Below are 14086 nucleotides of genomic sequence, written 5' to 3'. Positions count from 1 at the left end.
CCCGCTCCTCGATGAACATCATCCTGATCAAGCTGTTCGCGACGGCGCTGACGCTCAGTCAGGTGACGACGCGGCCGGATGCCGTGAAGACGCAGTTCGATCCGGTGGCCGACAAGGCGCAGGTGGTGCAGATCCTGCGCGACGGCTGCGCCCATATGCGGAAAGCCTTCGACATCGAGGACATCAACCTCGACGAGCTGATCTCCACCGCGATGGAGGACCCCTCGGCCATCGCCGGTGCCTCCGCGCCGAAGCTCCTGCACGGGCTCGATATCGGCGAGCTCAACACGAGCTACCGGCAGTTCTGCAAGGGCGAGAACCCGGCGAACTCGCCCTTCGACGCGGGTGAAGTGATCGCCTTCTACAACAAGGCCGTGGCCGACCTGCCCTCGGCCCAGGACCTGAAGGACCGCAAGCTGCCCGGCGCCAGCCTGATCCTCGACGGGGCGGGCAAGCGCTATGCCGAGGCGTTCGAGGCCAATGGGCGCCGCCTCAGCGTGCCGATCTCCGACGTGCCGGTGATGGTGCAAAAGGCGTTCGTGGCCGCAGAGGACAAGCGCTTCGAGACCCACAAGGGCATCGACGAGCGCGGCGTCATCCGGGCCTTCATCGGCAATCTCGCCTCGCCGGGGCGGCCGGCCGGCGGCTCCACCATCACCCAGCAGGTGGTCAAGAACCTGTCGGTGGGTGACGACGTCACCTATGAGCGCAAGATCCGTGAGATGATCGTGGCCTCGCGCCTGGAGCGCATCCTCGGCAAACCGCAGATCCTCGAACTCTACCTCAACGGGATCTATCTCGGCCGCGGCTCCTACGGGATCGAGATGGCCGCGCGGAGCTATTTCGGGAAATCCGTGGGGCAGCTCACCGTGCCGGAGGCGGCGCTGCTGGGCGGCATGCCGAAGGGGCCGAACTTCTACAATCCGGACAAGTATCCCGACCGCGCCAAGGAGCGGCGCGCCTATGTGCTGGCGCGGATGAAGGACGAGGGCGTCATCACCGAGGCGCAGCTGACCGAGGCGGCCAATGCCCCCCTCGGATTGAAGCCGATCGAGACCACGCGGCGGGATTCGGGGTTCTACTTCGTCGATCACCTCACCCGCGAGGCGCGCACCTTCGCGGGCATCGACTCGCTCACCTCTGCCTCCCACGTGGTCCGCTCGACCATCAATGCCGGCCTCCAGACCGCCGTGGAATCCGCCCTGCAGGACGGGCTCGCCACTTACGAGCGCGCCACCGGGCGCCAGCGCTACGAGGGGCCGGAATTCAACCTCGCCGACAGCATCGCCAAGCTCGGCGGGGCGACGCCCGCCGTGGAAGGATCGGTCCAGTCGGTGCCGCTCGTCGTCGGCGGCGAGGCGAGGCCCAGATCGGCCGCGGACAAGCCTGCGGCGGTCAAGCCCGCGGCGGCCATCGGGCCGAAGCCCGTGCTGCAGAAACCCGTCTGGCAGCGCGCCCTGGAGAGCGCGCGGCCCGTGCTCTACGACGTGCATTGGCCGCTCGCCGTGGTGCTCGAATCCGGGCGCGGACCGGTGAAGGCGGGGCTCGCCGACGGGCGCATCGTCAGCCTCGATCCCGGCATCGCCAAGGGCCGTCTGCAGACATACGACGTGGTGCGGGTGAAGCTGCGCGACCCGAAGGCCCGGGTTCCCCGCGCGGAGCTGCGCGTGCGCCCCTCCGTCCAGGGCGCGGCCCTGGTGCTGGAGAACCGCACCGGGCGCATCCTCGCCATGGACGGGGGCTTCTCCTACCCGCTGAGCCAGCTCAACCGGGTGACGCAGACCGTGCGCCAGCCCGGCTCGACCCTGAAGCCGCTGACCTATCTCGCCGCGCTCAACGCCGGCCTGCAGCCCAACACCCTGGTGATGGATGCCAGCGTGACCCTGCCGCCCATCGGCGGTGTCGGCCAGTCCTGGAGCCCGAAGAACTACGATGGCGGCGGGTCGGGCGCGACGACCCTTCGGCGCGGGCTCGAATTCTCGAAGAACCTCGTCACCGCGCGCCTGCTCCAGGGCGGCATCGCCGATACGCCGCCCGCGAGCCTCACCCGCGTCTGCGACCTCGCACTCGAAGCGCAGCTCTATGCCGAATGCGAGCGCTATTATCCGTTCGTCCTCGGCTCGCAGCCGGTCCGCATGGTCGATCTCGCTGCCTTCTACGCGGCCGTGGCCAACGAGGGCGCGCGGCCGGCGCCCTACGCGCTGGAGGCGGTGGAGCGCGACGGCACGGTTTTGTACAAGCGCGAGCCGAAGGAGCCGGTGCGGATCGGCTCGGCCGACAGGGTGGCCTTCTATCAGCTGAAGACCATGCTTCAGGGGGTCACCAACCACGGCACCGCGGCGGCCCTCGCCCGCTTCTCAGGCTCCATTGCCGGCAAGACCGGCACGTCCGAGAACGAGAACGACGCCTGGTTCGCCGGTTTCACCAACGAGATCACCATCGTGGTCTGGGTCGGCTACGACAATGCCGACGGCACCCGCCGGACCCTGGGGCGCGGCCAGACCGGCGGGCATCTCGCGGTGCCGATCGCCGGCACCATCCTGCAGGCCGCCTGGGCCAACGGCGTGGCGCGCACTCCCCTCGCCCCGCCCTCCCCGCAGGCGAAACGTGACCTCGCCGACCTGCCCATCGACGCCCGCAGCGGTGAGCGTGTCGCGGGTGGCGGCTTCCTCGAGCATTTCCGGCTGAGCAACGGTCGCGTGGCCGACACGCAGTACCAGTTGCTGCCGCGCGAGGTGCAGACCGCCATGCGGCCGGATTCCGAGGACGGCGACACCGGCGGCCTCGACGACGGCGCCGACGTGGTGGGCGACCTGTACGGTAACCTCACCACCCGGCGCGGGGCCGAGCCGGACCCCCTCGACCCCTTCGGCGAGAGGCCGGCGCAGCCGCGCGGCCGCCGGGCGCAGGGGGATGGCTATGGCTACGAGGGGTCGCGGAGCCCGGCATGGCCCGGCACCCAGCGCTCGCCCTTCGGCGAGGACGAGCCGCCCCGCGCTCGCCGCCGCGATCCCGACTACCTGTTCGGCGACGACCCGCGCTACTGAAGGCGCGGATCCCCCCTTCATCAGCAATCGAGGCCCCGACGTGAAGACGCAGCTTCCGGCGACACGTGTCCTTGTCCAGATTCTCAGCTTCCTGCCCGTCCTGGCACTCGGCCTCCCCGCCTCCGCGCAGGAAGGGATGAAGGTCCAGGTCCCCGCCGACCGGATCAAGGAGGTTCCCGCCATCGAGCCGTCGGGCCTTGCCGCCCTCAAGCCGGGCACGATCCTGTTCACCGACCACCGGGACAATCCGGCGAACCCCGAGAGCGGCCTGACGCCCTATCTCGAATGGCGAAAGCTGCGCCCGGCCGAGCAGGCGGCCCTGGCGCCCTACCCCGCCTATGCCGAGCCCGATTACAGCGTGACGCTCAACGGCGTCTCGAAGCAGCGGCACGAGACCCTGAAGGTCTATGTGGCGCAGGGGCGGTTCGTGGTGGCCAAGCCCGCGGAGTCCATCGACCTGTCGGCCTTCGCCAATCTCGGCTTCGTGTCCAAGATGGACCCCGTCATCAAGCACAAGACCCTGAGCCCCACCGAGGTGACGCCGACCAAGGACCCGGCCGCCGCCTTCGCCCGCCGCCCGGACCGGGCCTGGTGCGAGGGCGCTGCCGCCTGCATCGAATCCCGCTACGACCTCGAGGGCAAGCTGCCGCTGGGCGTGAAGCTCGCCAACAAGCTGGAGGACGGCGCCTCGAAGAAGGTCGCCGAGTTCGTCTCGTTCCAGAGCGAGCTGCGGACCCTGCCGGCGGCCGAAGCGGCCTCGCTCGCGGCGCTCACGCGAGTCGACACGCCGGTGGCCGGCGGCCTCGAACAGACGATCTTCTGGGTCAACCAGATCCTGCGCTTCGGCAAGTTCCTCGCCGTGTTCCAGCCGATGCCGAACGATCCCGGCAAGACGGTGGTGACGACCTACATGGCGCTGGCGATCAAGGCCGATGTCCTCGACCGCAAGCAGGAATATGCCCGTGTGCCGGTTCTGAAGAACCTGCTTCCGGCCCAGGTGCTGATGGGCAATTCGTCCTTCAACACCGGCACGTCGATCAGTGCCGGCCTGCCGACCTATGCCCGCAACCGCATGATCGCCTTCGCGGACGCCCTGGCCAAGAACTGAGTGGCGAGTGTCGGAGCCTGTTCGACTGGATTTTTCGACGGATTTCCATTCCAGAATCGATCATCCAATCAGACCTCCTCATCCTGAGGTGCCCGCATCAGCGGGCCTCGAAGGAGGCCTCCAGTGCTCGCGTGATCCCTGGAGGGCTCCTTCGAGGCCGCTTCGCGGCGCCTCAGGATGAGGTAAGGCCTTGGACGAGCAACGCGAGCAGGCTCTCAGTTGCCGCGGCTGACGATGGAGGGCATCGACGGGGCGGTGTAGGCGCGGTTCACGTCGCGGCGGGTCTGCGTGCCGTTGGTGTCGTTGGAGCGGCGGAAATTCTCGGTGCTGAAACTGTCCGAGAAGCCGCTGCGGTCGGCGCTGTTGCAGGCCCCGAGGGCACAGAGCAGGCCGACGGCGAAGAGGACGGGGATGGGACGCATCGGAAGTTCCTGGGAGTCTGGTCCGGCTGGACCGATCGGGTCTTTCGTGGTGCCGGGTTGGCCCTCGCGTCAAGCACAAGGATAACGAACCGTCTCAGCTTACGGGCAGAGTGATGTTCTCGCGCCACGAAAACGCTCACTACGCTTGACGGCTTTCGGGCATGGGGGCCGCAATCACGCGGATTTAGCCTCCTTGGATCTGGTGCTCGGGCCGGCCTTGGGCGACACCTTGTCCAACATGAGCAACGTGGTCCCCTTCTCCCGCCCCCCCGCCGCCGCACCACAGATCTCCAATGTGGTCGCCGTCGCCGACGATCTGTTCGCCGCCCTGGAGCTGCTTCAGGGCGTCGCCCACCGTGCCGCCGCCATGGGCCGTCCCCGCAGGGAGATGGAGCTCACCGTCCGCAACCTGCGCGAAGCGGTCAGCGCCGTGGAACGGGCCCTCGACTGCATCGGCGAAGGCGACGAGGCCGGCCAGGGCTGAACCGACACCGCGCCCGAGCGTGATGCGCGCGGGCGCGGTCTTGCCTACGGCTACGGCATTCTACATTTTTCGCGGGAAGCGCCGTCCCGCCCTCCTCCTCCTTGTGGGGAGGAGTTGGAGGTGGGGGTGGTTGGGCGACCCTCAGCTTACGGAGGCTGGCGGAGCCACCCCCACTCCTAACCTCTCCCCACAAGGGGGAGAGGGACGCGCTATGTCTGTAAATGCAGATGTGTGAATCCAGTCGCTCGTGACAGGCGGAAGGCGCGCGGCATCCGCCGCGACGACAAGATTTTTCGCTACCTTCGTCAACTAGTGGACAGACGCCTTGGCGGTGATAAGCTAAGCGCGAGACAGAAGGTGAACACAGCGCATCAGATGCTCCCGTCGACAGAGTCCTTCATCGAAGGCAATCTCCTGCTGAAGGCGCTGTCCCGGGAGGATCGCGGGCTTCTCATGCCCTATTTCGAACCGACCGTCGTTCGGCGCGGGGAGGTTCTGTTCTCCGTCGGGTCCCGGGTCTCGTACATCTCCTTTCCCTGCGATCAGACGGTCATCAACCTGATCGTCTCCATGCGTGACGGCCGGAGCGCCGAGACGGCCACGATCGGCCGGGAGGGCGCCGTGGGCGGCGTCGTCAGTCACGGCAGCCTTCCGGCATTCAGCACGGCCCTGGTGCAGATCGGCGGGCCGGTCCTCAGGCTCGATGCCGCGAAATTGCAGGACGCCAAGCTTCGCTCGACCACGCTGCGCAACCTCTTCACCCGTTACGCCGATTGCCTCCTCGGCCAGGTGCTGCAATCCGTGGCGTGCAACGCCCTCCACCCGATCGAGGAGCGATGCCTGCGCTGGCTGCTGACGCTGCAGGACAGGATCGGCACCGAAACGCTTCCCGTGACCCACGAACTCCTGGCCAACATGCTGGGCGTGCAGCGGACCTACCTGACCCGGATCCTGCGCACCCTGCAGGTACAGGGGCTGATCGAGGTGGGGCGCGGCCGGATCACCATTCTCGACCGGGCCAAGATCCAGGAGGCGGCCTGCGAGTGCCATGGCGCCGTGGTGAGCCATTTCGAGACCGTGCTCGGGGCCGTCTACGATGCCGACGGGCGGATGCTCTTCGTCGATCCTCCGACGCAGCCGAGCCAGGACGATCCCGTCCCGGCAGCGGCTGTCTGAGGCGGCATCGCTCGATGTCCGCTCGGGGGGACGAGGCTTTCCGATCCCGGGCACAGGTGCCGGGACAAGTCTCCGATCCGAGTTCGATACGCTGTGGGTGGGGAGGATCTCGCGAAATCTCGTGGCGAGACTTGTTCGTTGCGAGGTCCGACTGCATTTCATGTGATGGCGATCGACGGAATCAGACCCGCATCCGATGACCACTGCGAATGTACCTCCACCCTTCCGAGGGAGTCGTCGCGATCTTCCTTCGCCGGTAAGGACCGCGGCCGGTGGTATGACCGACGGTGCCGTTGGCATCGGCGGTGGTGCCGCCTCCCTCGATCGGTGGTCGACCGACGAGCGCTATCGCCTCGTGGCCAGGGCGACCAACGATGTCGTCTGGGATTGGGACCTGCTGCGCGACGCCATCCTGTGGAACGAGGCGCTCGAGACGTCCTATGGCTGGCGGCCTGCCCATATCGGTCCCGGCTCCGACTGGTGGCTCGGCAACATCCATCCCGATGACCGCGCCATCGTCTCCGCCGGGCTGAATGCCTTTCTCGACGGAGGCTCGGACAGGTGGAGCTGCCAGTACCGTTTCCTCAAGGGAGACGGGGCCTATGCCGACGTGCTGGACCGCGGATATCTCGTCCGCGATGCTTTGGGCGCGCCGGTGCGGATGGTCGGCGCGATGCTCGACGTCACCGTCAGAAGCAAGTTGGAGGCTCAGTTCCGCGCGGTCTTCGAGGGTGCCAATATCGGGATCGTCCAGTTCGATCCCCGCAGCGTCCTGGCGCTCAGGGTCAACGCCAAGCTCTGCGAGATCTGGGGTGCGCCGGAATCCGAGATCGTCGGTCGCTCCCTCGCCCAATGGACCCCCGCCGAGGATGCGGATGCGCGCGACGACCTGCATCGCCGCCTCGCCACCGGCGAGACCCTTCAGGACCGGTTCGAGAAGCGCTACCGGAGACGCGACGGCCGGATCATTTGGGCGAGGGTGAACCTCGTCTCCCAGACCCTGGGTGACGCCGTTCACGCCATGGCGATGATCGAGGACATCACCGAGGAGAAACGCGCGGATGCCCGTCGCGAGGCGCTGATCAGCCTGGGCGACCGCCTGCGTGAATTGCGCTCGAACGCCGATGTCGTGGCCATGACGGCGGAGATCCTGGGCCGCGCCCTCGGGGCGACGCGGGCCGGCTACGGCATGGTCGACCTTCCGGCGGGGCTGGTGACGGTGGCGCATTCCTGGTCCTCGGACGGACAGACTTTTCCGAGCCGGACCCTGCGGCTCGAGGAATTTCCCGCCAGTATCGCCGGCCTGCGGCGCGGCGAGATCCTCGCGGTGGACGATCTCGCGACCTCCCCCGACCTCGATAGCGATGCGGAACTCTACATCGCGGAGGGTGTGCAGGCGGTGATCTCCGTCCCCCTGCTCCAGCGCGGTCGCCTCGTCGGCGTGCTCTATGCGACGGAGGCCTCGCCACGCTCCTGGACGCCGCACGAGATCGCCTTCGTCCGCGAGGTGGCGGAACGGGCCTGGAGCAGCCTGATCCGGATCGAGGCGGACGAGCAGCAGCGGATTCTCAACCGCGAACTCAGCCACCGCATGAAGAACACCCTCGCGATGGTTCAGGCGATCGCCTCGCAGAGTCTGCGCAACGTCACCGATGTGGAAGCGGCCAAGCATGCCTTGGCCGCGCGCCTGATCGCCCTCGGGAATGCCCACGACATCCTGCTGACCGGAGAGCGCGAGAGCGCCGCCATCTCGACGATCCTGCAGAGCGCCCTGTCCCTTCACGACGACCAGCAGCCGGGGCGGTTCGATCTGTCGGGGCCCGAGATCGTCATCGGCTCCAAGGCGGCCCTGTCGCTCGCCCTGATGATGCACGAACTCGCCACCAATGCCGCCAAATACGGCGCCCTTTCCAGGCCGGACGGCCGCGTCGTCGTGGAATGGCGGGTGGTCGCGGTGGGAGACGACGACACGATCCACCTCGTCTGGTCCGAGCATGGCGGGCCACCCGTGAGCCCCCCGACGCGGAAGGGCTTCGGCTCACGGCTCATCGAACGCGGGCTCGCCGGCGCCGTCGGCGGCGAGGTCTCCCTCGCCTACGAGCCCGATGGGCTGATCTGCCGGGTCGTCGCGCCCCTCGGCGGGTTTCAGACGAGCGTCTAGGGCGTTCTGCGCCGAAGTGGTTGCCGGTTCGGCGAGCAGGAGCGCGACAAACGAAGGCCTGGAAATGCGTGCCGACCCACCGCGGTCGGGTGCCGCTCCAGCAGAGGAGCGTGTCCCACTTCCATGGTGCGTTCGGTCGCGAGAGCTTGGCGAGCGTCCGCCCGAGCGCAGAATTCAGCGCCGATATTGTAGCTGTACGCTTTTTGTTCTAGCTGGGTGGCGGATATGCGTGGCGTGCGTCTTGCCCGCCCGGCCCGTGCGCCCGACATGGCGACCGGTGGCGGGACCGTTGTCTTCGACCTCGCCGCATGACGTCCCGGAGACGATCCCCGCGCGTCGTCGCCGATCCTCCTTTCCGCCAAGTCCTGCCGCCGAAGAGACCCAATGGCCAAAGCAAAAGCCGCCGCCAAGACACCACGGGGCCTGAAGAGCCAAGCGGCGCAGGCACAGGAAGAGAGCGTCGAGGCGCGGATCGAGAAGCTGTTCGAGGGAAGTCCCGACCGTCGCGTCATCGCCGTGCGCGGCGCGCGCGAGCACAACCTCAAGAACATCGATCTCACGATTCCGCGCGACAAGCTCGTGGTCTTCACCGGCCTCTCGGGGTCCGGCAAGTCGTCGCTCGCCTTCGATACGATCTATGCGGAAGGCCAGCGCCGCTACGTCGAATCGCTCTCGGCCTATGCCCGTCAGTTCCTCGAGATGATGTCGAAACCCGATGTCGATCAGATCGACGGGCTCTCGCCGGCCATCTCCATCGAGCAGAAGACGACGTCGAAGAACCCGCGCTCCACTGTGGGGACCGTCACCGAGATCTACGATTACATGCGCCTGCTCTGGGCGCGGGTCGGCATCCCCTACTCGCCCGCCACCGGCCTGCCGATCGAGAGCCAGACCGTGAGCCAGATGGTCGACCGGGTACTGGCCCTGCCGGAGAAGAGCCGGCTCTATCTCCTCGCCCCCGTGGTTCGGGGCCGGAAGGGCGAGTACCGCAAGGAGATCGCCGAGTTCCAGAAGAAGGGCTTCCAGCGTCTTCGCATCGACGGCGAATACTACCCGATCGACGATGCGCCGAAGCTCGACAAGAAGCTCAAGCACGATATCGACGTGGTGGTGGACCGGCTCGTGGTCCGCGCCGACATTGCCGCGCGTCTCGCCGATTCGTTCGAGACCGCCCTGGAACTGGCCGACGGCATCGCGCTGATCGAATTCGCCGATCCGGCCGAGGGCGAGACCATCACCTTCTCGTCGCGTTTCGCCTGCCCGGTCTCGGGGTTCACGATCGCCGAGATCGAGCCGCGCCTGTTCTCGTTCAATAACCCGTTCGGCGCCTGCCCGACCTGCGGCGGCATCGGCCACGAGATGCGGATCGACCCCGAACTGGTCATCTCCGACGTCAAGCTCAGCCTCAAGCGCGGGGCCGTCGGCCCCTGGGCGAAATCGACCTCGCCCTATTACGGACAGACCCTGGACGCCCTGGCGGGGCATTACGGTTTCAAGACCACGTCGCCCTGGTCGGACCTGCCGGAGACGGCGCACAAGGTCATCCTCTACGGCTCCGGCCGCGAGTCGATCCGCTTTGCCTATAACGACGGCATGCGCGCCTACGAGGTGAACAAGCCGTTCGAGGGCGTCATCCCGAACCTGGAGCGGCGCTACAAGGAGACCGAGAGCGACGCCTCGCGCGAGGACATCGCCCGTTTCATGAGCGAGACCCCTTGCGCCTCCTGCGGCGGCAAGCGCCTCAAGATCGAGGCTTTGGCGGTGAAGGTCGCCATGCAGGATATCGGCGACGTCACTGCGCTCTCCGTACGCGAGGCGCATCGCTGGTTCTCCGAACTATCGGAGAAGCTGACGCCGAAGCAGAACGAGATCGCCTTCCGCATCCTGAAGGAGATCCGCGACCGTCTGACCTTCCTGGTCGATGTCGGCCTCGACTACCTCACCCTGGCGCGCGGCTCGGGCTCGCTCTCGGGTGGCGAGAGCCAGCGCATCCGCCTCGCCTCGCAGATCGGCTCCGGCCTCACGGGGGTGCTCTACGTCCTCGACGAACCGTCCATCGGCCTGCACCAGCGCGATAACGAGCGCTTGCTCGGCACGTTGAAGCGCCTGCGCGACCTCGGCAATTCCGTCATCGTCGTCGAGCACGACGAGGATGCGATCCTCCAGGCCGATTACGTCGTCGATGTCGGCCCCGGTGCCGGGATCCATGGCGGGCAGATCATCGCCCAGGGCACCCCCGAGGAGGTGCTGAAGAACCCCGCCTCGCTCACCGCCAAGTACCTGACGGGCGAGATGAGCGTGCGGGTGCCCACAGCCCGGCGCAAGACGAAGAAGGGCAAGCTCACCCTCGTCGGCGCGCGGGGCAACAACCTGAAGGATGTGAGCGTCGAGATCCCGCTCGGGACCTTCACCTGCGTCTCGGGCGTCTCGGGCGGCGGCAAGTCCACCCTCATCATCGACACGCTCTACAAGGCGGTGGCCAAATCCCTCAACGGCGCGATGGAGCACCCGGCCCCGTTCGAGCGTCTCGACGGGCTGGAGAATCTCGACAAGGTCATCGACATCGACCAATCGCCCATCGGGCGCACGCCGCGCTCCAACCCGGCGACCTATACCGGCGCCTTCACCCCGATCCGCGACTGGTTCGCGGGCCTGCCGGAGGCGAAGGCGCGCGGCTACCAGGCCGGCCGCTTCTCCTTCAACGTGAAGGGCGGGCGCTGCGAGGCCTGCTCGGGCGATGGCGTCATCAAGATCGAGATGCACTTCCTGCCGGACGTCTACGTCACCTGCGACGTGTGCAAGGGCCGCCGCTACGACCGCGAGACCCTGGAGGTGAAGTACCGCAACCATTCCATCGCAGATGTCCTCGACATGACCGTCGAGGAGGCGGCCGACCTGTTCAAGGCCGTACCGACGATCCGCGAGAAGATGGAGACCCTGGCGCGGGTCGGCCTCGGCTACGTCAAGGTCGGCCAGCAGGCGACAACCCTGTCGGGCGGCGAGGCGCAGCGGGTGAAGCTATCGAAGGAGCTCTCCAAACGGGCCACCGGCCGCACCCTCTACATCCTCGACGAGCCGACCACGGGCCTTCACTTCCACGATGTCGCCAAGCTCATGGAGGTGCTCCACGAACTCGTGGACCAGGGCAACACCGTCGTGGTGATCGAGCACAACCTCGAAGTCATCAAGACCGCCGACTGGGTCATCGACATGGGTCCCGAGGGTGGCGATGGCGGCGGCATCGTCGTGGCCGAAGGGACGCCGGAGCAGATCGCCAAATCGAAGGCGAGCCATACCGGTCGGTTCCTGCGCGACGTGCTGGCCCGCCGGCCGCTCGCCGAGGCGACCGCCAGCGTGGTTGCGAAGGGCCGTAGCGCGGCGGAATAGGCAGGCTTCACGCGCCGGCCGAGCGTGATTCGTCCGGCGCGGGGAACCGGGGCTCTGTTGCGGCGCACAGGCTGCCTGCGATCAGGAATTGCGATGCGCAAACCGCCTCCCGCGTTTGCGCAATCGTCCCGTTGATACAGTCGCTCGCAACAGCTTGATGGCCCAGCGTTATTTTGCCAATGCGTTGCTCAATGCGACGCCATGCCCAAGGCAATTCTGCCGAGAAAGTTAACAAAACCTTGCGCTGCAGCGCGCCCAAATTGCGGCTTTTCCGCAACGGTGGATTTGGAACTGCCTCGATCCGAAGCATTGGACTGTCATTCCGATCCGACCTGTAGAATAGTTCTCAGCGTTGAGACACGAATTCGGGCCGCAAGGGGGGCCCTACGCACAAAAAGCCAGGAAGCCGCAAGAATGCGGCGCTCGGCAAGATGGTGCGTAGGTCTGCGCGGCGAGTGCCTGAAATCCTTGGGAAGGACTAGAAAATGACGAAGAACTGGCTCGCCACCGGCGCACTCGCGCTGACCATGGGCATGACCGCCTCGGCTTCCTACGCACAGACCACGACGATCCCCGGCGAGCAGGTCGGCCTCGCCACCGGCGCGCCGCTTCCCGAGGGCATCTACGCCCTGAACACCTTCGTCTACCAGTCGCGTGACAACTCGGCTCTGGACGTCGGGATCAACATCCCCGTGCTGGTCTGGTCGACCCCGCTGGTTCCGCTCGGCGGCCGCATCGAGCTCCTCGTCGCTCCCCCGACCGTGTTCGCCTTCGGCAACCGTGGCGGCTCGACCGGCCTGCGCGATCTCTCGATCAACGTCGGCACCTTCGTCGGCGGCATCTGGGCCTTCGATCTCGGCAACAACTTCGGCGTCAGCTTGCTCGGCGGTGTCTACCTGAACGAGCTCAACGGCGACCGCGGCGTTCTCGTCCAGAACAATGGTGTCGTTGCCTCCACGGCAGTGCTGCCCCAGCTCTCGTCGAACACCTACCGCTTCGGTGTCGCCGGCAGCTACACCGGCGATGGCTACAACCTGACCGCCAACCTGACCGCCAACATCTACGACTCGCCGTCCTCCTTCGGCGGTGGCCGTGACCCCAACCGGGCTGGCTTCTCTACCGTTTACTCCCTCTCCGACTCCCTCAACCTCGACCTGACCGCGACCAAGAAGTTCGGCAAGTTCGAGATCGGCGCCATCGCCTACGGCACCGTCAACTTCGACACCGGCGCCAAGGCTGGCGGCATCATCAACGCCGCCCTGAACGATCGTGGCCGGTTCCTGATGGGTGGCCTCGTCGGCTACGACTTCGGCTTCGCCACCGCGCAGGTCTACGTCGCCCGCACCGTTGCGACCACCAGCTTCGACAGCACCGAGATCTCCGGCCGCCTGATCGTGCCGCTGTACTCGCCGACCCCGGTCGCCGCTGCTCCGGCCCCGATCATCCGCAAGTACTGATCTCGTACTCAGTGGCGAGGTTTATCCTCGTCGCCGTGCAGATCACGAAAGCCCGTCCGACCTCCTGGTCGGGCGGGCTTTTGCTTTGGAGCAGGTGCTCGCTTCCCGCCGTATCTAACACGACCACGACTTTCTGCAGCTTTCCCGAAACTTTCCTCTTCCGGGCTCCGTAACGAGCGATGACCCCCTCCGAAGGGGCATGACTCAAGAGGAACGCTCCATGACCAACGCCCGTCGCCCCGTGGCCTCCACCTTCGCCGCCGTCGCCCTCGCCTTCACCATGGGCGCCGCGTTCCCGGTGGCCGCCCTCGCCAAGAACCCGATGGTCGGCGGCGCTCCGATGTATGCGTCGAAGACCATCGTCGAGAACGCGGTGAACTCGAAGGATCACACCACCCTCGTCGCCGCCGTGAAGGCTGCCGGCCTCGTCGAGACCCTCTCGGGTCCTGGCCCCTTCACCGTCTTCGCGCCCACCGATGCCGCCTTCGCCAAGCTGCCGGCCGGCACCGTCGAGACCCTGGTGAAGCCCGAGAACAAGGCGACGCTGACCGCGATCCTGACCTACCACGTCGTGCCCGGCACCCTGACCGCCAAGGACCTCATGAAGATCGCCAAGGATGGCGGCGGCGAGGGCCAGATCAAGACCGTACAGGGCGCGCCGCTCGTGGTTCAGACCAAGGGCAAGGCTGTGTTTCTCACGGATGCGAAGGGCAACACCGCCAAGGTGACCATCGCCAACGTGATGCAGTCGAACGGCGTGATTCACGTCATCAACAGCGTGCTGCAGCCGTAAGACGTTTCTTCAGACCCGAAACCGACTCCCTCCCCCGGCTCGATGAGAGCC

Annotated in this window: 10 protein-coding genes; 8 read left to right on the top strand and 2 right to left on the bottom strand. The window is 66.8% G+C overall.

Translation table 11 applies throughout. The features are described from left to right. Positions 1-11 precede the first annotated feature (11 nt). A complete protein-coding gene (locus ACYQOP_RS15970) occupies positions 12-3047 on the top strand; it encodes a penicillin-binding protein 1A (RefSeq protein WP_461223010.1) in 3036 nt (1011 codons plus the stop codon). A gap of 40 nt (positions 3048-3087) precedes the next feature. Further along, positions 3088-4155 carry a hypothetical protein gene (locus tag ACYQOP_RS15965; protein ID WP_461223009.1) on the top strand — a complete coding sequence of 356 codons (1068 nt, stop codon included), beginning with the start codon at positions 3088-3090 and terminating at the stop codon, positions 4153-4155. Positions 4156-4370: 215 nt separating this feature from the next. Here ACYQOP_RS15965 and ACYQOP_RS15960 read toward each other — a convergent pair whose 3' ends face one another. Continuing rightward, entirely contained in the window at positions 4371-4577 is a 207-nt protein-coding gene (locus ACYQOP_RS15960; protein ID WP_056433311.1) for a hypothetical protein, read from the bottom strand. A gap of 202 nt (positions 4578-4779) precedes the next feature. Here ACYQOP_RS15960 and ACYQOP_RS15955 point away from each other — a divergent pair, with 202 nt between their 5' ends. The 4 genes from ACYQOP_RS15955 to uvrA all read left to right on the top strand — a co-directional run bounded on the left by ACYQOP_RS15955 (position 4780) and on the right by uvrA (position 11785). Then, complete coding sequence (locus ACYQOP_RS15955; RefSeq protein WP_311274099.1) at positions 4780-5061, top strand: hypothetical protein; 282 nt, start codon at positions 4780-4782, stop codon at positions 5059-5061. A 375-nt stretch (positions 5062-5436) separates the two neighbouring features. Further along, a complete protein-coding gene (locus ACYQOP_RS15950) occupies positions 5437-6237 on the top strand; it encodes a Crp/Fnr family transcriptional regulator (RefSeq protein ID WP_207411491.1) in 801 nt (266 codons plus the stop codon). A 277-nt stretch (positions 6238-6514) separates the two neighbouring features. After that, the gene (locus ACYQOP_RS15945) at positions 6515-8398 is read left to right on the top strand and encodes a PAS domain-containing sensor histidine kinase (protein WP_461223008.1); all 1884 of its coding nucleotides are present in this window, start codon (positions 6515-6517) and stop codon (positions 8396-8398) included. Between the two features lie 384 nt (positions 8399-8782). Next, positions 8783-11785, top strand: coding sequence for an excinuclease ABC subunit UvrA (gene uvrA, locus ACYQOP_RS15940; RefSeq protein ID WP_207411456.1), 3003 nt, complete (start codon positions 8783-8785; stop codon positions 11783-11785). 7 nt (positions 11786-11792) lie between these two features. On the opposite strand, the gene ACYQOP_RS15935 is transcribed toward uvrA, so the two are convergent. Next, positions 11793-12095: a hypothetical protein gene (locus ACYQOP_RS15935; protein WP_461223007.1), complete on the bottom strand. Its 303-nt coding sequence runs from the start codon at positions 12093-12095 to the stop codon at positions 11793-11795. Between the two features lie 175 nt (positions 12096-12270). On the opposite strand from ACYQOP_RS15935, the gene ACYQOP_RS15930 reads away from it, so the two are divergent. Continuing rightward, positions 12271-13242, top strand: a complete 972-nt coding sequence (locus tag ACYQOP_RS15930) for a transporter (RefSeq protein ID WP_207411454.1) — start codon at positions 12271-12273, stop codon at positions 13240-13242. A gap of 220 nt (positions 13243-13462) precedes the next feature. Further along, the gene (locus ACYQOP_RS15925) at positions 13463-14035 is read left to right on the top strand and encodes a fasciclin domain-containing protein (RefSeq protein WP_207411453.1); all 573 of its coding nucleotides are present in this window, start codon (positions 13463-13465) and stop codon (positions 14033-14035) included. Positions 14036-14086 lie beyond the last annotated feature (51 nt).

The organism is Methylobacterium sp. CM6247, from assembly GCF_054817925.1.
The sequence above is the reverse complement of the archived record's forward strand: the minus strand, read 5'-3'. Positions and strand labels throughout refer to the sequence as shown.